Annotated in this window: 13 protein-coding genes; 9 read left to right on the forward strand and 4 right to left on the reverse strand. The window is 66.2% G+C overall.

Going from position 1 to position 18,798, the window contains the following annotated elements:
* Positions 1-52 precede the first annotated feature (52 nt).
* From MRS60_RS07335 to truB, 8 genes are all read left to right on the forward strand, one after another.
* Positions 53-1,255, forward strand: a complete 1,203-nt coding sequence (locus tag MRS60_RS07335; protein ID WP_243565474.1) for a pyridoxal phosphate-dependent aminotransferase — start codon at positions 53-55, stop codon at positions 1,253-1,255.
* 272 nt (positions 1,256-1,527) lie between these two features.
* Positions 1,528-2,583 (forward strand): SMC-Scp complex subunit ScpB, encoded by a 1,056-nt coding sequence (scpB, locus tag MRS60_RS07340; RefSeq protein ID WP_034184025.1) that lies wholly within the window; start codon positions 1,528-1,530, stop codon positions 2,581-2,583.
* A gap of 60 nt (positions 2,584-2,643) precedes the next feature.
* Complete coding sequence (gene rluB, locus MRS60_RS07345) at positions 2,644-4,422, forward strand: 23S rRNA pseudouridine(2605) synthase RluB (RefSeq protein WP_243565475.1); 1,779 nt, start codon at positions 2,644-2,646, stop codon at positions 4,420-4,422.
* Between the two features lie 460 nt (positions 4,423-4,882).
* Positions 4,883-5,341 (forward strand): ribosome maturation factor RimP, encoded by a 459-nt coding sequence (gene rimP / locus MRS60_RS07350; RefSeq protein ID WP_011351796.1) that lies wholly within the window; start codon positions 4,883-4,885, stop codon positions 5,339-5,341.
* A complete protein-coding gene (gene nusA, locus MRS60_RS07355) occupies positions 5,341-6,816 on the forward strand; it encodes a transcription termination factor NusA (RefSeq protein WP_034184027.1) in 1,476 nt (491 codons plus the stop codon). Before rimP ends, nusA begins: the two co-directional genes overlap by 1 nt.
* Positions 6,817-6,907: 91 nt before the next feature.
* Positions 6,908-9,844: a translation initiation factor IF-2 gene (gene infB, locus MRS60_RS07360; RefSeq protein ID WP_034184028.1), complete on the forward strand. Its 2,937-nt coding sequence runs from the start codon at positions 6,908-6,910 to the stop codon at positions 9,842-9,844.
* 115 nt (positions 9,845-9,959) lie between these two features.
* The gene (rbfA, locus tag MRS60_RS07365) at positions 9,960-10,355 is read left to right on the forward strand and encodes a 30S ribosome-binding factor RbfA (protein WP_243565476.1); all 396 of its coding nucleotides are present in this window, start codon (positions 9,960-9,962) and stop codon (positions 10,353-10,355) included.
* A 13-nt stretch (positions 10,356-10,368) separates the two neighbouring features.
* Positions 10,369-11,301: a tRNA pseudouridine(55) synthase TruB gene (gene truB / locus MRS60_RS07370; protein ID WP_243565477.1), complete on the forward strand. Its 933-nt coding sequence runs from the start codon at positions 10,369-10,371 to the stop codon at positions 11,299-11,301.
* Positions 11,302-11,398: 97 nt separating this feature from the next.
* Here truB and MRS60_RS07375 read toward each other — a convergent pair whose 3' ends face one another.
* From MRS60_RS07375 to MRS60_RS07390, 4 genes are all read right to left on the reverse strand, one after another.
* Entirely contained in the window at positions 11,399-12,958 is a 1,560-nt protein-coding gene (locus MRS60_RS07375) for a DHA2 family efflux MFS transporter permease subunit (RefSeq protein WP_034184031.1), read from the reverse strand.
* Between the two features lie 28 nt (positions 12,959-12,986).
* The gene (locus MRS60_RS07380; RefSeq protein WP_243565478.1) at positions 12,987-14,207 is read right to left on the reverse strand and encodes an efflux RND transporter periplasmic adaptor subunit; all 1,221 of its coding nucleotides are present in this window, start codon (positions 14,205-14,207) and stop codon (positions 12,987-12,989) included.
* 52 nt (positions 14,208-14,259) lie between these two features.
* Positions 14,260-15,756, reverse strand: a complete 1,497-nt coding sequence (locus tag MRS60_RS07385) for an efflux transporter outer membrane subunit (protein ID WP_243565479.1) — start codon at positions 15,754-15,756, stop codon at positions 14,260-14,262.
* A gap of 87 nt (positions 15,757-15,843) precedes the next feature.
* The gene (locus tag MRS60_RS07390; protein WP_034184034.1) at positions 15,844-16,335 is read right to left on the reverse strand and encodes a MarR family winged helix-turn-helix transcriptional regulator; all 492 of its coding nucleotides are present in this window, start codon (positions 16,333-16,335) and stop codon (positions 15,844-15,846) included.
* A 327-nt stretch (positions 16,336-16,662) separates the two neighbouring features.
* On the opposite strand from MRS60_RS07390, the gene typA reads away from it, so the two are divergent.
* Complete coding sequence (typA, locus tag MRS60_RS07395; protein WP_034184035.1) at positions 16,663-18,489, forward strand: translational GTPase TypA; 1,827 nt, start codon at positions 16,663-16,665, stop codon at positions 18,487-18,489.
* The last annotated feature ends 309 nt before the right edge of the window (positions 18,490-18,798 follow it).

Here is an 18,798-nt window from a genome sequence, read left to right on the forward strand (position 1 = left end):
GGCTTGCGGGCCGGTACACTACGTGGATCGTGTTCCTGGGCGGTGGTTCTCGATGACGCATTCCGCAGGTTTTTCCCCGACGACCGACGAGCCGGCGGCGCGCGCCGCGGTGCACGCGCTGCGTCCGTCGCTGATCCGTGAGGTGGCGAACGCCGGCTTCGGCGTGCCGGACATGCTGCCGTTCTGGTTCGGCGAGTCCGACCGCGTGACGCCGGATTTCATCCGCGACGCCGCGGCCGCGGCGCTGCGCGACGGCGCGACCTTCTACACGCACAACCTCGGCACTGCGCCGCTGCGCGACGCGATTGCGGCCTACGTGAGCGCGCGTCATGGTGCGACGGCGGCCGACACGGTCGCCGTGACGAGTTCGGGCGTGAACGCGCTGATGCTGGCCGCGCAGATGCTGGTCGGCCCGGGCGAGCGTGTCGTCGAGGTCACGCCGCTGTGGCCGAATCTCGTCGAGATTCCGAAGATCCTCGGCGCGCAGGTCGAATGCGTGCCGCTCGGCTATGGCGACGCGGGCTGGCAGCTCGATGTCGACCGGCTGCTCGACGCGCTGACGCCCGATACGCGGATGCTGCTGGTCAACTCGCCGAACAATCCGACCGGCTGGACGATGTCGCGCGACGATCAGCGGGCCGTGCTTGCCCATTGTCGGCGTCACGGCATCTGGCTGGTCGCCGACGAGGTGTACGAACGGCTTGCGTTCGGCGACGGCGGCGCGCCGTCGTTCCTCGATATCGCATCGCGCGATGAGCGGGTCGTTGTCGTGAATTCGTTCTCGAAGGCATGGGCGATGACGGGCTGGCGGCTGGGATGGCTCATTGCGCCGGCATCGGTGATGGGCGATCTGTCGAAGCTCGTCGAATACAACACGTCGTGCGCGCCGGGCTTCGTGCAGGCCGCGGGCGAGGTCGCGCTGCGCGACGGCGAGCCGTTCGTGCGGTCGTTCGTCGCGGCGCTGCGCGAAGCGCGCGATCACCTGGTCGCCGCGCTGCGGACGCTGCCGGGCGTCGAGGTGCCGCCTCCACCGGGCGCGATGTACCTGTTCCTGCGCCTGCCGGGCGCGGCCGACAGTCTCGCGTTCTGCAAGACGCTGGTGCGCGATGCGGGGCTCGGCCTCGCGCCCGGGCGGGCATTCGGCCCGGAGGGGGAAGGATTCGTGCGCTGGTGCTACGCATGCGATCCGGCACGACTCGACGCGGGCGTCGAGCGGCTGCGCCGGTTCCTCGCGCACGGCGCGGTTGCCCGCTGAAGCAGGGCCGGAGCGGGCGCGGCGCACTGGCGGCGGGCCGATCTGCTCATCTTTACGCACCGGGCAATTTTGCGTAATATGGCGCTCAGTCACGCGGTTCCGTCGTTGAGCCGTGCTGTTCCGTCCGGTTTGGGCCTGGCCTGAAGTTGGTTCGCCGCCCCCGGTTCGTGCTCCCATCAATATGACCGATCAGAATCGGGCGAGCGCGTCTTCCGTTCCTTTCGTCTGTTTGTTGATCCGGTTCGTTTGACCACAGGGTCTGGCCTAGCTGCATGAATACCCAAGAGGCGAAGATCGTCCTCGAGACTGCTTTGATCTGCGCGCAGGAACCGCTGAAACTCGGCGATTTGCGCAAGCTCTTTGCCGACGGCGTGTCGGCTGACACGGTCCGCACGTTGCTCGAAGATCTGAAACAGGATTGGTCCGGCCGCGGCGTCGAACTGGTGGCGCTGGCGACCGGATGGCGCTTCCAGAGCAAGCCGGCGATGCGTCACTATCTGGATCGCCTGCATCCCGAGAAGCCGCCGAAATATTCGCGCGCGGTGCTCGAAACGCTCGCGATCATCGCGTACCGGCAACCCGTCACGCGCGGCGACATCGAAGAGATTCGCGGCGTCACGGTCAATACGCAGGTGGTCAAGCAACTCGAGGATCGCGGCTGGATCGAGGTGATCGGTCATCGTGACGTGCCGGGGCGTCCGGCGCTGTATGCGACGACCAAGCAGTTCCTCGACGATCTCGGCCTGAAGGCGCTCGACGAGCTGCCGGCGCTCGAGGAGCCGGCAGCGAACATCGAGGCCGCGCTGCTTGCGCAGCACGCAATGGACTTCGACGGCGCCGTACCGGTTGCCGACGACACGCCGCAAGCCGGTGACGCAGCAGACGACGTGCCGCAGGCGCAGGCGGATGAAGCGTCCGCCGGCCAATTGGCCGAATTGCCGGGGGATGCCGCGACCGATGTCGCGTCGACGCAGGAAATGCCGAACCGCGATACGCTCGATGCTGATCGCCGGCAAACGGAACAAACGGAACAGGTTGGCGCCGAAGCAGTGCCGACCGATGTGCAGCCCGAGCCGCTGCGCGCGGATCGGAGCGAGGAAGATCGCAAGCCGGCCGCCGAAGCGGCTGCCGGAGACGGAGCGGAAGCGGCCGGCGACATGCCCGGCGAGGTTGGCCAGGCCGACGCCTCCCGTTCCCGTCCCGCGGACGGCGAGATGCTGGACGACACGTCCGACAGTCTCGCCGATGCCGTACGAAGCGCCAGTGCGCCCATCGGCGCCGACGCGCTGCCGGACGACGAAGCAGAACCCGAACAGCGTCGCGCCTGAACGCGGCCAACTTCTTGCCGCGCCCGCGCCGGGCGCGAGACCTGACATTTTGAGGTTGTTTTGACAGATATCCACGATATTGAATCGTCCGCGCCTGCCGTGCAGGCAGCGCGTGCCGACGATGCACCGGAGCAGGACGCTTCGGCCGCGGGTGGCGACGAGCGTCCCCGCCGCGGTCTGCGGCGAGGCCCGCGCAGCCTGATCGCGCGGCGTCGCGCGGCGGCCAAGTCGAAGGGCGCCGAAGGCGAGCCGCAGGGCGGCGAAGGCGCGGACGCGCAGCCGGCCGAGGCCGTCGAAGCGCAGCCCGCGCGCGCACCGCGCAAGGAAGGCGCCGCCAAGGGCGGCCGCAAGCCGGCCGGCAAGCGCGAAGGCGCTGCCAAGGGCGGCCAGGGTGCACAAGGCGGCCAGGGCGGCCAAGGCCGCCGTGGCGGCGCACCGAAGGCTGAAGGCAGCCCGGCCAAGGCGGAGGGCGATGCGTCCCAGGACGAACTGTTCGCATACGTGACGTCGCCCGCATTCGACGCGGACAACTCCGCGGGCGGCAGCGGCGTGCGTGCGCCGATGCTGCGTCGCGGCCGCAGCCAGCCGGCGAACAAGCGCGTGCTGTCGCCGGACGACGACGCGCCGAAGCTGCACAAGGTGCTGGCGGAAGCGGGGATGGGCTCGCGTCGCGAAATGGAAGAGCTGATCGTCGCCGGCCGCGTGTCGGTGAACGGCGAGCCCGCGCACATCGGCCAGCGCATCATGCCGACCGACCAGGTGCGGATCAACGGCAAGCCGGTCAAGCGCAAGCTGCCGAACAAGCCGCCGCGCGTGCTGCTGTACCACAAGCCGACGGGCGAAATCGTCAGCCATGCGGATCCGGAAGGCCGTCCGTCGGTGTTTGACCGCCTGCCGCCGATGAAGACGGCGAAATGGCTTGCGGTGGGCCGCCTCGACTTCAATACCGAAGGTCTGCTGATGCTGACGACGTCGGGCGACCTCGCGAACCGCTTCATGCATCCGCGCTACAGCGTCGAGCGTGAGTACGCGGTGCGGGTGGTCGGCGAGCTCACCGAAGGCAACCGGCAAAAGCTGCTGCACGGCGTCGAGCTGGACGACGGCCCCGCCAATTTCCTGCGCATCCGCGATGGCGGCGGCGAAGGCACGAACCACTGGTATCACGTCGCGCTGGCCGAAGGCCGCAACCGCGAAGTGCGCCGGATGTTCGAGGCGGCCGGCCTGATGGTGAGCCGCCTGATCCGTACGCGTCACGGCCCGATCCCGCTGCCGCGCGGTCTGAAGCGCGGTCGCTGGGAGGAGCTCGACGACGCGCAGGTGCGCAAGCTGATGGCGACCGTCGGCCTGAAGGCACCGTCCGAGGAGAAAGGCAAGCGTGGCGGTGCCGGCCAGGCAGAGCGCCGCCAGCCCGATCCGATGCTGACGTCGATGGGCTTCATCAGTCGCGAGCCGGTGCTGACGACGCACGGGCAGCTCGACCAGCCGCGCCGTGGCGGTGGCCGTCGCGGCGGGCCGGGTCTGCCGGGCCTGAGCGGCTACGGCAGCCTGCCGGTTGCGCCGTCGGGCTACGGCAACCGTGCTGGCGGCGGCCGCGACGGCAACCGCTCGGGCGGCGGCGGCCGAGATGGCAACCGCGCTGGCGGCGGCCGTGATGTCGACGGCAACCGCGCGTCGTACGGCGCGGGCCCCAAGCGTGAGGGCCCGGCGGGCGGCAAGCGAGGCGGCGGCAAGGGCGGCAATCGCAATCCGAACGGTAATCGTCCCGAAGGCGCCGGCAACGGCGGCGGCCCGCGCGGCGGCAGCCCGCGTCCGCAGCGCAGCCGCACGCGCAGCCGCTAAGCGTATCGCGGCATGCGGCGGCGCAAAGCCGCCGGCGTGCCGGCAGGATCGGCATCCGTCCGGTTTTGTCGGCGCGACGCGTTGCGTTTCTTGATTTCGACTGTATATATATGCCGCGTGCCGCTGGATGGCAGCCGGCATGCCCGATCTCCGGTGCGGCCGGATTGCGCCGGTTGATCGGGTAGCCCGATTTCGCATTTTCGGTCCGTAAAGGCAGTCGAAACGCTGCTTTCACCGGCTGGCTTGGCGTTTGCGCCAAAAATCGCTATAATCGCGGAGTCGCTGGGCGTACGGATTCAATGTGCGGCTCAGGTGCGACCACCAGTAAGAAAGATGGGCGTTCCGCCCATTTTTTTTTGCTGAAACGGTTAGGCATCTCGGGTAGCGCTTCCTGCGCCGGCTAAGGCGCGCGCCCGCGGGTGAATCGCGAGCGGCGGGCGCGAACACCTGAGAGGACACTGTGCAACTGACGGAACTGATAGAAACCACGGTCACCGGGCTCGGCTACGAGCTGGTGGATCTCGAGCGCACCGGGCGCGGCATGCTTTGCATCTATATCGATCAGCCTGCCGGCATCTCGCTCGAAGATTGCGAAAAGGTCACGCGTCAGCTCCAGCACGTCTTGACGGTCGAAAACATCGATTACGAACGGCTCGAAGTCTCGTCCCCGGGGCTCGACCGCCCGTTGAAGAAGCTGGCCGACTTCGAGCGCTTCGCCGGCAGCGAAGTTTCCGTGACCTTGAAAAAGCCGCTGGACGGGCGCAAGACGTACCGGGGCATTCTGCACGCGCCGAATGGCGAAACGATCGGTTTGGAATTTGAAGGGAAGAAGGGCGAGGCGGCCATGCTGGATTTCACGCTGGCCGATATCGACAAAGCCCGCCTGATTCCGCAAGTTGACTTTAGGAGCCGCAAATAATGAGTCGCGAAGTGTTGATGCTGGTGGATGCGCTGGCGCGCGAGAAAAACGTCGACAAGGATGTGGTGCTGGGCGCCCTCGAGGCTGCGCTCGCGTCCGCTTCCAAGAAGCTGTTCGACGAAGGCGCCGAAATCCGCGTCCATATCGATCGCGAAAGCGGCGAGCACGAAACCTTCCGTCGCTGGCTCGTCGTGCCCGACGAGGCAGGCTTGCAGGAGCCGGATCGCGAGATCCTGCTGTTCGAAGCACGTGAGCAGAAGCCCGACGTCGAAGTCGGCGAATATGTCGAGGAACCCGTACCGTCGATCGAGTTCGGTCGCATCGGCGCGCAGGCCGCGAAGCAGGTGATCCTGCAGAAGGTGCGCGACGCGGAGCGCGAGCAGATCCTGAACGATTACCTCGAGCGCGGCGAAAAGATCATGACGGGCACGGTGAAGCGCCTCGACAAGGGCAACTTCATCGTCGAATCGGGCCGTGTCGAAGCGCTGCTGCGCCGCGACCAGCTGATCCCGAAGGAAAACCTGCGCGTGGGCGACCGCGTGCGCGCGTACATCGCGAAGGTCGACCGCACCGCGCGCGGCCCGCAGATCGAGCTGTCGCGCACGGCGCCCGAGTTCCTGATGAAGCTGTTCGAGATGGAAGTGCCGGAAATCGAGCAGGGCCTGCTCGAGATCAAGGCGGCGGCCCGCGACCCGGGCGTGCGCGCGAAGATCGGCGTCATCGCGTACGACAAGCGGATCGATCCGATCGGCACCTGCGTCGGCATTCGCGGCTCGCGCGTGCAGGCCGTGCGCAACGAGCTCGGTGGCGAAAACATCGACATCGTGCTATGGTCGGAGGATCCCGCCCAGTTCGTGATCGGCGCGCTCGCGCCGGCAGCTGTCCAGTCGATCGTCGTCGATGAAGAAAAGCATTCGATGGACGTCGTCGTCGACGAGAACGAGCTGGCTGTCGCGATCGGCCGCAGCGGTCAGAACGTTCGCCTTGCCGGCGAGTTGACCGGCTGGCAGATCAACATCATGACGCCGGACGAATCCGCCCTGAAGCAGGGTGAAGAGCGCGACCGGCTGCGTGCGCTGTTCATGGCGCGTCTCGACGTCGACGAAGAAGTTGCCGACATCCTGATCGACGAAGGCTTCACGAGCCTCGAAGAGATCGCTTACGTGCCGCTCAACGAAATGCTCGAAATCGAGGCGTTCGACGAGGACACCGTGCACGAACTGCGCAACCGCGCACGCGATGCGCTGTTGACGATGGCGATCGCGAACGAAGAAAAGGTCGAGAACGCAGCGCTGGATCTGAAGAGCCTCGACGGCGTCACGCCGGAGCTGCTCGCGAAGCTGGCCGAACATGGTGTGCAGACGCGAGACGATCTCGCCGAGCTTGCAGTGGATGAACTGGTCGACCTGACCGGGATGGAAGAGGATGCCGCTAAGGCGTTGATCATGAAAGCACGTGAACACTGGTTCCAGTGAGAAATGACCATGGCGCACTGATTTGATGGCGGCCGTATGGCCTGACCCGATGCTAACAGCAAGGAATCGGTCCTTGCACTAAGAGGAATGAATGGCGAGTAACAACGTAGCCCAATTTGCCGCGGAACTGAAAATGCCTGCTGGTGTGCTGCTCGAACAGCTGCAGGCAGCGGGCGTCCAGAAAGCGAGTGAAGACGATGCGCTGTCCGAAGCGGACAAGGCGCGTCTGCTCGATCATTTGCGCAAGTCGCACGGCGCAACCGACGGCGACAAGCGCAAGATCACGCTGACCCGCAAGCATACGTCGGAGATCAAGCAATCTGACGCGACGGGCAAGGCTCGCACCATTCAGGTCGAGGTCCGCAAGAAGCGCACGTTCGTCAAGCGCGACGACGTGAGCGATGGCGCGGAACAGGGTCAGGCGCAGGCCGCAGAAGCGGACGACGATGCAGAACTGAAGCGTCGCGAGGAAGAAGCGCGCCGCGAGGCCGAGCTGCTCGAAAAGCAGGCTCAGGAACTGCGCGAGCGCCAGGAGCGCCTCGAGCGCGAGGAAGCCGAGCGCCGCGCTCGCGAGGAAGCGGCTGAAGCCGAGCGCCGTCGCGCCGAGGAAGAAGCTGCGGCGAAGCGTGCTGCGGCCGAAGCCGCTGCGGCACAGCAGCAGGCGGCAGCGCAGCAGGCCGCCGCGGCCGAGCCGGAAGCACCGAGTGCGCAGTCCGCGCAGGACGAAGCGCGCGCGGCCGCCGAAGCCCGTGCGGCTGCCGAACGTGCGGCGCAGCGCGAAGCGGCGAAGAAGGCCGAGGATGCTGCCCGCGAGGCGGCGGACAAGGCGCGCGCCGAGCAGGAAGAGATCAGCAAGCGCCGTGCGGCCGCCGAGGCCGAAGCGCGCGCGATCCGCGAAATGATGAACACGCCGCGCAAGGCCGTGGTCAAGGCAGTCGAGCCGCCGAAGCCGGTCGAGCCGCCGAAGCCGGCCGAAGCGAAGGGCACGCTGCACAAGCCGGCGAAGCCTGAAGGCGCGCAGGCGCGTCCGGCAGTGAAGAAGCCGGCCGGCGCAGCACCGGCCACGACGCAAGCACCGGCAGGCGCGGGCGACCGCAACAAGAAGCCGGGCGCAGGCAAGGGCGGCTGGCAGGACGACGCAGCGAAGCGCCGCGGCATCAAGACGCGCGGCGATTCGAGCGGCGGCGTCGACCGCGGCTGGCGCGGCGGCCCGAAGGGCCGTGGCCGCCACCAGGACAGCGCATCGTCGTTCCAGGCGCCGACCGAGCCGATCGTGCGTGAAGTGCACGTGCCGGAAACCGTGTCGGTTGCCGATCTCGCGCACAAGATGTCGATCAAGGCCTCGGAAGTCATCAAGGTGATGATGAAGATGGGCCAGATGGTCACGATCAACCAGGTGCTGGACCAGGAAACGGCGATGATCGTCGTCGAGGAACTGGGCCACCGCGCGGTCGCCGCGAAGCTGGACGATCCGGAAGCGCTGCTCGTCGAAGGTGAAACGACCACCGACGCGGAGCAACTGCCGCGTCCGCCGGTCGTCACGGTGATGGGTCACGTCGACCACGGCAAGACCTCGCTGCTCGACCACATCCGCCGCGCGAAGGTTGCCGCGGGCGAAGCGGGCGGCATTACGCAGCACATCGGCGCATATCACGTCGATACGCCGCGCGGCGTCATCACGTTCCTCGATACGCCGGGTCACGAGGCGTTCACGGCAATGCGTGCACGCGGCGCGAAGGCGACCGACATCGTGGTGCTGGTGGTGGCGGCCGACGACGGCGTGATGCCGCAGACGAAGGAAGCAATCGCCCACGCGAAGGCGGGTGGCGTGCCGATCGTCGTCGCGATCAACAAGATCGACAAGCCGGATGCGAACCCCGAGCGCGTCAAGCAGGAGCTGGTCGCGGAAGGCGTCGTGCCGGAAGAGTACGGCGGCGATTCGCCGTTCGTGCCGGTGTCGGCGAAGACGGGTGCCGGCATCGACGATCTGCTCGAGAACGTGCTGCTGCAGGCCGAAGTGCTGGAACTGAAGGCACCGGTCGAAGCGCCGGCCAAGGGCATCGTAATCGAAGCGAAGCTCGACAAGGGCAAGGGCCCGGTCGCGACGATCCTCGTGCAGTCCGGTACGCTGAACCGCGGCGACATCGTGCTGGCGGGTACGGCCTATGGCCGCGTGCGCGCGATGCTCGACGAGAACGGCAAGCCGACGAAGGAAGCCGGCCCGTCGATCCCGGTCGAAATCCAGGGTCTGTCGGAAGTGCCGGGTGCGGGCGAGGAAGTGATCGTGCTGCCGGACGAGCGCAAGGCACGTGAAATCGCGCTGTTCCGTCAGGGCAAGTTCCGTGACGTGAAGCTCGCGAAGCAGCAGGCCGCGAAGCTGGAAAGCATGCTCGAGCAGATGGGCGAAGGCGAAGTACAGAACCTGCCGCTCATCATCAAGGCAGACGTGCAGGGTTCGCAGGAAGCGCTCGTGCAGTCGCTGCTCAAGCTGTCGACCGACGAAGTGCGCGTGCAGATCGTGCACAGCGCGGTGGGCGGCATCAGCGAAAACGACGTCAACCTCGCGACGGCATCGAAGGCGGTCATCATCGGCTTCAACACGCGTGCGGATGCACAGGCGCGCAAGCTGGCCGAGTCGAACGGCATCGACATCCGCTACTACAACATCATCTACGACGCAGTGGATGAGGTGAAGGCGGCAATGTCGGGCATGCTGGCGCCGGAGAAGCGCGAAGTCATCACCGGCATGGTCGAGGTGCGCCAGGTCTTCAAGGTACCGAAGGTCGGCACGGTCGCCGGCTGTATGGTGACGGACGGTATCGTCAAGCGCTCGTCGTCGGTTCGCGTGCTGCGCAACAACGTCGTGATCTTCACGGGCGAACTCGAATCGCTGAAGCGCTTCAAGGACGACGTGAAGGAAGTGAAGCAAGGCTTCGAGTGCGGTATGTCGGTGAAGAACTTCAACGACGTCATCGAAGGCGACCAGTTCGAAGTCTTCGAAGTGACCGAAGTCGCGCGTACGCTGTAACCGTCGCGCATCGGCTCATGGGCGGGGCAGGCTTGGGCCTGTCCCGCCCATTTTCATAGTGGCGCGCCAACAATGGCCCGCCGCTTCATCCTGATAAACGGATCACGGATCGATCATGTCCAGGAAACGGACTTCTCCCAATCGCAACGTTCAGATCGCCGACCAGATTCAGCGCGATCTGTCCGAACTCATCATGCGCGAGGTCAAAGACCCGCGCATCGGCATCGTGACCATCCAGAGCGTGGAGCTCACGCCGGACTACGCGCACGCGAAGGTCTACTTCACGGCGCTCACCGGCGATCCGGAAAAGACGCAGGAGGCGCTGAACCATGCGTCGGGGCACCTGCACAACCTGCTGTTCAAGCGTCTGCACATTCATACGGTGCCGACGCTGCACTTCCATTACGACCAGACGATCGAGAAGGCCGTGGAAATGTCGCGCCTGATCAAGGAAGCGAATTCGACGCGTGCGAAGGACGACGAAGCCGACGCGCCGACCAAGGACGACTGAACTCGACCGGCCTATGACGAATGCAGCATCCCAACGCCCGCGCGTGCCCCGGCGCGCGCTGGACGGTGTCCTCCTGCTCGACAAGCCGGTCGGCCTGTCGAGCAACGATGCGCTGATTCGCGCGAAGCGGCTGCTTCTCGCGAAGAAAGCCGGCCACACCGGCACGCTCGATCCGCTGGCTTCGGGCCTGCTGCCGCTGTGTTTCGGCGAGGCGACGAAGTTCTCGCAGGATCTGCTCGAGGCCGACAAGACCTACGAGGCGACGATGCGCCTCGGCCTGCGCACGGCCACCGGCGACGCGGAGGGCGAAGTGATCGACACGCGGCCGGTCGAATGCGACCGCGCAGCGGTGGAGGCCGCGCTCGCGTGCTTCACCGGCGAGATCGTGCAGGTGCCGCCGATGTATTCGGCACTCAAGCGCGATGGCAAGCCGCTGTACGAATATGCACGCGCGGGCCAGATCGTCGAGCGCGAAGGCCGCAACGTGACGATCCATGCGCTCGACCTGCTTGCCTGCGAGATGCCCGACGTGACGTTTCGCGTGACCTGCAGCAAGGGCACTTACGTGCGCACGCTGGCGGAGGATATCGGCGAGGCGCTCGGTTGCGGTGCGCATCTGACGATGCTGCGTCGCACGGGCGTCGGCGCGCTGACGCTCGAGCATGCGGTGACGCTCGATGCGCTGTCGGACGCCGATGAATCGGCGCGCGATGCGTGGCTCCAGCCGGTCGATGCATTGTTGTCGACGTTTCCGTCCGTTCGTCTCGACGATGCGTGCGCGAAGCGGTTCCTGCATGGTCAGCGCCTGCCGCTGTCGGAGCTCGGGCCGATCGATGCGGCCGACGGCGAGCGCGTGCGCGTCTACGACGCAACGCGGCTGCTCGGCGTGGCGCGCAAGGCGAATGGCGTGCTCGCACCGGAACGGCTCGTCGTGACGGCCGCCTGACGCAGCGGCGCGAGCGCGCCGTCGGAGCAACAAAAAGCCCGGTCGATTTCGACCGGGCTTTTTGTTTGGCGCGCGGTGGCGCGGTGTCGGTCGGCGCTCAGTGTGCCGCCGACGCTGCCGCACCGGCATCGCCGCCGCCCGCGCGTTCGGGCTTCGTGATCCAGATCAGCGCAATCAGCAGCACGAAGATCACGGCCGAGATGTAGAACAGGTCGTTCACGCCGAGCTGCGCGGCCTGTTGCGTGGCCTGGTTGTTGATGAGGCCATGCGCCTGGTTCTGCGTCAGCCCGAGATTGCCCATCTGCGTAACGGCCTGATTGAACGTCGGGTTGTACACGTTCGCCTGTTCGACCAGTTGCGCGTGATGGAAGTTGTTGCGGTGATCCCACGCGGTCTGGAAGATCGACGTGCCGATACCGCCGCACATGATCCGCACGAAGTTCGACAGGCCGGAAGCCGCGGGAATGCGGTGGCCGGGCAGGCCGGACAACGTGATCGACACGAGTGGAATGAAGAAGCCGGCCATTGCGATGCCCTGCACGAGCGTCGGCAGCGTCAGCGACCATTCGTCGACGCCCGTCGTGTAGCGCGAGCGCATCCAGAAGCACAGTGCGAACGTGAGGAACGCGGCGGTCGCGATGTAGCGCGGATCGGTGCGCGGCAGGAACTTGCCGGTCAGCGGCGACAGCAGGATCGCGAACAGCCCGACCGGCGCCATCACGAGGCCGGCGTCGGTCGCCGTGTAGCCGATCTGGGTCTGCAGCCACAGCGGCAGCAGCACGAGGTTGCCGAAGTAGAGCCCGTAACCGACCGCAAGCGCGACCGTACCGCCCGTGAAGTTGCGAATCCGGAACAGCGAAAGATCGACGACGGGGTGCTCGGCGGTCAGTTCCCAGATCACGAAGAACGCGAACGAGATGATCGCGATCAGCGCGAGCGCGACGATCGTCGTCGATGCGAACCAGTCGAGATCCTTGCCCTTGTCGAGCATGATCTGCAGCGAGCCGACCCACAGCACCAGCAGCGCGAGACCGACGCCGTCGATCGGGGCGCGGCGCACCGTCGATTCGCGCGAGCGGTAGATCGACCACGTGGCGAGCGCCGCGGCGATGCCGACCGGGATGTTCACGTAGAAGATCCACGGCCACGAGTAGTTGTCCGAGATCCAGCCGCCGAGGATCGGGCCCGCGACCGGTGCAATCAGCGTCGTCATCGACCACAACGCGAGCGCCATCGGCGCCTTCGCGCGCGGATAGCTCGACAGCAGCAGCGATTGCGACAGCGGAATCATCGGGCCCGCGACCGCACCCTGCAGCACGCGCGACGCGAGCAGGAACGGCAGCGTCGGCGCGAGGCCGCACATCCAGGACGAGATGACGAACAGGATGATCGACGCGAGGAACAGGCGGACCTGCCCGAAACGGTCGGTCAGCCAGCCCGTCAGCGGCACCGAGATCGCGTTCGCGACCGCGAACGACGTGATGACCCACGTGCCCTGGTCGGACGACACGCCGAGGTCGCCCGAGATGGTCGGGATCGCGACGTTCGCGATGGACGTGTCGAGCACGTTCATGAACACCGCGAGCGACACCGCGATCGTCCCGAGCACGAGTTGCCCGCCCTGCAAGGGCGGGTAGGAGACAGGAGCCTGTGCCATTTCGGTTGTTTTTCCGGAGTCGGAACGGTTACATCATCTTCGCGGCGCTGCCTTGCTTCGCCGCGGCCGGCACTGCCGACGCGTTGCTGCCCGCGTTCTCGGCGATGACGCGCGCGATTTCGGCATCGGCTTCGTCGCCGTACTTCGCGAACACGTTGGTCTCGTAGACGGTGTTCGGCGCGTTGACGAGCTGGTTGCCGCGTTCGTCCTTGATGTCCACGTCGACCTGCATCGACAGGCCGATGCGCAGTGGATGCTTGTCGAGATCCTTCGGATCGAGCTCGATACGCACCGGCAGGCGCTGCACGACCTTGATCCAGTTGCCGGTCGCGTTCTGCGCCGGCAGCAGCGAAAACGCCGAGCCCGTGCCGGCCGAGAAGCCGACGACCTTGCCGTGGTAGACGGCCGACGAGCCGTAGATGTCGGCCGTCAGCTCGACCGGCTGGCCGATGCGCATGTGCTTGAGCTGGACTTCCTTGAAGTTCGCGTCGACCCACACGGCATTCAGCGGCACCACCGACATTAGCGGCGTGCCCGGCGACACGCGCTGGCCGACCTGCACCGAGCGCTTCGCGACGTAGCCCGTCACAGGCGCCGGCAGCACGTTGCGCGCGTTCGCGAGATACGCGTCGCGAACCTTCGCTGCCGCGGCCATCACGTTCGGGTGCGACGCGATCGTCGTGTTCGCAGTCAGCGCGCGGTTCGATGCGAGCTGCTGCTGCGCGCCATCGAGCGACGCTTGCGCGGCCTTCACGGCGTCACGTGCGTGCGAGATCTCTTCCTGCGACACGGCGCCCGTCTGCGCGACGGCCACGCGGCGGCGCAGGTCGTCCTCGGCCTTCGACAGGTCGGACTGGCGCAGCGCGACCTGCGCGCGGTACTGGTCGTCGTTGACGAACAGGCCGCGCACCTGGCGCACCGTCTGCGCGAGGTTGGCTTCCGCCTGCTGCAGCGCGACCTGCGAATCGGCCGGGTCGAGCACGACCAGCGGATCGCCGGCCTTGACCGTCTGCGTATCGTCGGCCTTCACGGCGATCACGGTGCCGGTGACCTGCGGCGTGATCTGCACGACGTTGCCGTTCACGTACGCATCGTCGGTCCCTTCATGGAAGCGGGCGACGAGGAAGTAGTACAGGCCGTACGCGATGGCCGCGATCACGATGACCGCGACGAGCAGCGTCATCATCCGCTTGCGCTTCCCGTTGTTTTGCGACTGTGCGCCGGCGGCGTTTTGTTGAGGGTCGCTCATGGCGATTTTCTCCGTCCGTTATTTCGAGTGTCTGCGTAGTGGTGGCGCCGGATCAGTTGGCGGCCTGTTTGGTCGGCTTGTCGGCGTCGGGCGCGGCGAGCGGCGTGCCGGTCGCATCGAACCCGCCGCCCAGCGCCTTGATCAGCGCGAGCTGCATGTCGCGCCGGCGCATCTTCAGGTTGGTCACCGTCTGCTCCGAGGCGAGGCGGTTGCTGTCCGCGGTCAGCACCTGCAGTTGCGGCGACAGGCCGGCCTTGTAGCGGATCACGGCGAGATCGTAGGCGCGCGTCGACGCGTCGAGCGCACGTTGCGCGTCGCCCATCTGGCGATCGACCGCGCGGATCGACGCGACTTGCGTCGCGACGTCGTTCAGCGCGCCGATCAGCGTCTGGTTGTAGTTCGCCACCGACAGGTCGAAGTCCGCGTAGCGGCCCTTGAGCTGGGCACGCAGTGCGCCGGCGTCGAAGATCGGCAGATGGATCGCCGGTCCGAACTGCGCCTGGCGGCTCGCGAAGTTCAGGAATTTGCCCCAGCCGAACGCATCGAAGCCGAAGCCGGCCGCGAGGTTCACGTCGGGATAGAACTCGGCCTTCGCTTCCTTCACGTCGTGCATCGCGGCTTCGACCTGCCAGCGTGCGGCGACGATGTCGGGGCGGCGCGAGACGAGATCGGCCGGCAGGTTGCCGGGCAGTGCGACTTCGCCGCTCGGGTTCATCACGGGCGCCGCAATTTGCAGCCCGCGATCAGGCCCCTTGCCGAGCAGCGCGGCGAGCTGGTAGCGCACCGTCGTGATCTGGCCGTCGAGATCCGACAGCGAAGCCTGGGTCGTCGCGATATTGCCGCGGGCCGTCTGGCGTTCGACGTTGGTGTCGAGGCCGGCCGATACGCGGCCGTCGGTGATCTTGCCGACTGTCTCGCGGTTGGTGATCTCGCGTTGCGCGATATCGCGCAGCGCGTAGAGCTGCGCGAGCGAGTTATAGGTGCGCGCGACCGACGAAGCGAGCGTGATGCGTGCCTGCTGCATGTCGGCTTCGGCCGCTTTTTCCTGCGACACGGCGGTGTGCAGGCGTTCGCGGTTCTTGCCCCACAGGTCGAGTTCCCACGACGCACTCGCGAGCGCGTTGTTCTCGCTGTACCACTGGCCGCCGTACGGGGGCGGGAACAGTGCGTTCGACGAATACAGCTCGCGCGTCCACGAGTAGCTGGCTTCGGCTTTCGGCAGCAGGTTCGAGCGCGACGATTCGATGTACGACGATGCCTTCGCGATGCGCGCCTGAGCCTGCGCGATCGACGGATTGCCCTGAAGGGCCTCGTCGATCAGCTTCGGCAACTGCGGATCGCCGAACTGGCTGGCCCAGTCGAGCGCCGGCCATTGGCCGCCCTGGGCCGGCAGGCTTTGCGCGGATTCGAATTGCGACGCGGGGGCGATCTGCTTGTCGCTCTTGATGCCGATGTAATTCGCGCAGCCCGCCAGCGCCAGTGCGGCGACCGCGGCAGCGACGGCGGCGCGGCACGACCCGGCGCGCATGGACAACGGGGAGGATTTCATCGCGCTGACCCCTGACTCGGAATGAATGATGGACACTGCAAGGATTTCCTTACATTAATCTGTCAAAAGTAATTGTTATGGCAACTATTACGTGATGCTGCCGCCGGCCGTCTCGCAATAGTTGCTGAGAATGCGGCGCAGCATGCTCTTCAGGAACCCGACTTCTTCCGGCGTAAATCCGTCCAGAACCTGGTCGAGCACGCTGCGGAAAATGGGCGGCAGGCGTTCGGCAAGCGCGCGGCCTTCGTCGGTCAGTTCGAGGCGCACGACGCGCCGATCCTCGATGCTGCGCACGCGGGACAGCAGGCCGCGTTTCTCGACCCGGTCGAGCAGGCGCGTGACTGCGCTCGCGTCGATCCCGTATTCGCGAGCGAGTTCGGCGGCCGTCGAGCATTTGCCGACCGCGATCATGAACAGCATGCTCGCCTGCGTGCCCGTGATGCCGAGCTCTTCCTGCGTGCGTTGCGTGACGAGGTTGGTCATCACGGACTTCACGCGCGACATCAGATAACCGACGCTGTCGTTCATCTGATACGAAGACAGCGGTGAAACGGGCGGTTGGGTAGGAGAATCCGACATAAAACCCTGAAGCTGCAATAGTTGACTAGGCAGCAGTATAGGTACAATTGCTTGCCGCGGCAAATGTTAATCGAACGGCAGGGGGCGTGCTTCGCGTTGCAAGAATCCCTTATCACGACAAGGGTTTTCGGTCTGCCGGCGGCGGCGCCTTCGGCAGGTCCGCGTGTTCGTGGAGAGGCCGGGCCGGCCCGGCTTGCTGCGTTGCAACGTGCCAGCCAGCTTTCGACACTCGCACGTGCTATAATTTGAGGCTTTCCCAGCTGCAACGCGCGCGCCCGTGAAAAACGAGCGGGCGCGCTTGCGCGTTCAAACGATTTCCAGGTTTCTATGACCCGCGCCCTTCGCAACATCGCCATCATCGCCCACGTCGACCACGGCAAGACTACGCTCGTCGACCAACTGCTCCGCCAGTCCGGCACCTTCCGCGAGAACCAGCAGATTGCGGAGCGGGTGATGGACTCGAACGACATCGAAAAGGAGCGCGGGATCACGATTCTCGCGAAGAACTGCGCGGTCGAGTACGAAGGCACGCACATCAACATCGTCGACACGCCGGGGCACGCGGACTTCGGTGGCGAGGTGGAGCGCGTGCTGTCGATGGTCGACTCGGTGCTGCTGCTCGTCGACGCGGTCGAGGGCCCGATGCCGCAGACGCGCTTCGTCACGAAGAAGGCGCTGGCGCTCGGCCTGAAGCCGATCGTCGTCGTCAACAAGATCGACCGCCCGGGCGCGCGGATCGACTGGGTCATCAACCAGACGTTCGACCTGTTCGACAAGCTCGGCGCGACGGAAGAGCAGCTCGACTTCCCGATCGTCTATGCATCGGGCCTGAATGGCTATGCGTCGCTCGACCCGGCCACGCGCGAAGGCGACATGCGCCCGCTGTTCGAGGCGATCCTCGCGCACGTGCCGGTCCGCCCGGCCGACCCGGAAGCGCCGCTGCAGCTTCAGATCACGTCGCTCGACTATTCGACGTACGTCGGCCGGATCGGCGTCGGCCGCATCACGCGCGGCCGCATCAAGCCGGGCCAGCCGGTCGTGATGCGCTTCGGCCCGGAAGGCGACGTGCTGAGCCGCAAGATCAACCAGGTGCTGTCGTTCAAGGGTCTCGAGCGCGTGCAGGTCGACTCGGCCGAAGCCGGCGACATCGTGCTGATCAACGGTATTGAAGATGTCGGTATCGGCGCGACGATCTGCGCGGTGGATACGCCGGAAGCGCTGCCGATGATCACCGTCGACGAGCCGACGCTGACGATGAACTTCCTCGTCAACTCGTCGCCGCTCGCAGGCCGCGAAGGCAAGTTCGTGACGAGCCGCCAGATCCGCGACCGCCTGATGAAGGAACTGAACCACAACGTCGCGCTGCGCGTGAAGGACACCGGCGACGAAACGGTGTTCGAAGTGTCGGGCCGCGGCGAACTGCACCTGACGATTCTCGTCGAGAACATGCGTCGCGAAGGCTACGAGCTGGCCGTGTCGCGTCCGCGCGTCGTGATGCAGGAAATCGACGGCGCGAAGCACGAGCCGTACGAACTGCTGACGGTCGACGTCGAGGACGAACACCAGGGCGGCGTGATGGAAGAGCTCGGTCGCCGCAAGGGCGAGATGCTCGACATGGCGTCGGACGGTCGCGGCCGCACGCGTCTGGAATACAAGATCTCGGCGCGCGGCCTGATCGGCTTCCAGAGCGAATTCCTGACGCTCACGCGCGGCACGGGCCTGATGAGCCACATCTTCGACTCGTACGCACCGGTCAAGGACGGCTCGGTCGGCGAGCGCCGCAACGGCGTGCTGATCTCGCAGGACGACGGCGCGGCCGTGGCGTATGCGCTGTGGAAGCTGCAGGATCGCGGCCGCATGTTCGTGAAGCCGGGCGACGCGCTGTATGAGGGCATGATCATCGGCATCCACAGCCGCGACAACGACCTCGTCGTGAACCCGATCAAGGGCAAGCAGCTGACCAACGTGCGCGCGTCGGGCACCGACGAAGCCGTGCGTCTCGTTCCGCCGGTCCAGATGTCGCTGGAATACGCGGTCGAGTTCATCGATGACGACGAGCTCGTCGAGGTGACGCCGCAGTCGATCCGCCTGCGCAAGCGCTTCCTGAAGGAGCACGAGCGTCGCCGCGCGAGCCGCGAAGGCGCGGTCGACTGAGCGTTTCGACCGTTCCCGTGCATGACAAAGAAGGCTGCCTCCGGGCGGCCTTTTTTGCGTCTGCGCGGCGCGCAACCGGGTTGTCGGCAAAACACTGTTCCCGCGGGGCGTGGCAATCCGGCAAAACCCCGTCGCGCGGTGCTTTCGGGCACATTTCGCCGTGAACTCCGGTATCGGTTCTGTGATATGCTGCGCGCACGCAAGTTTTAGGTCCTTCCAAGCAAGACTTGATTCGCAATCCGCTAAACGGTCAGGCCGTGTCGCGGAAGGTTGAGTAACCCGCTATTTCTCGAGAAGCTCGAAGAAAGG

This window comes from Burkholderia pyrrocinia, from assembly GCF_022809715.1.
Lineage (GTDB): Bacteria > Pseudomonadota > Gammaproteobacteria > Burkholderiales > Burkholderiaceae > Burkholderia > Burkholderia pyrrocinia_C.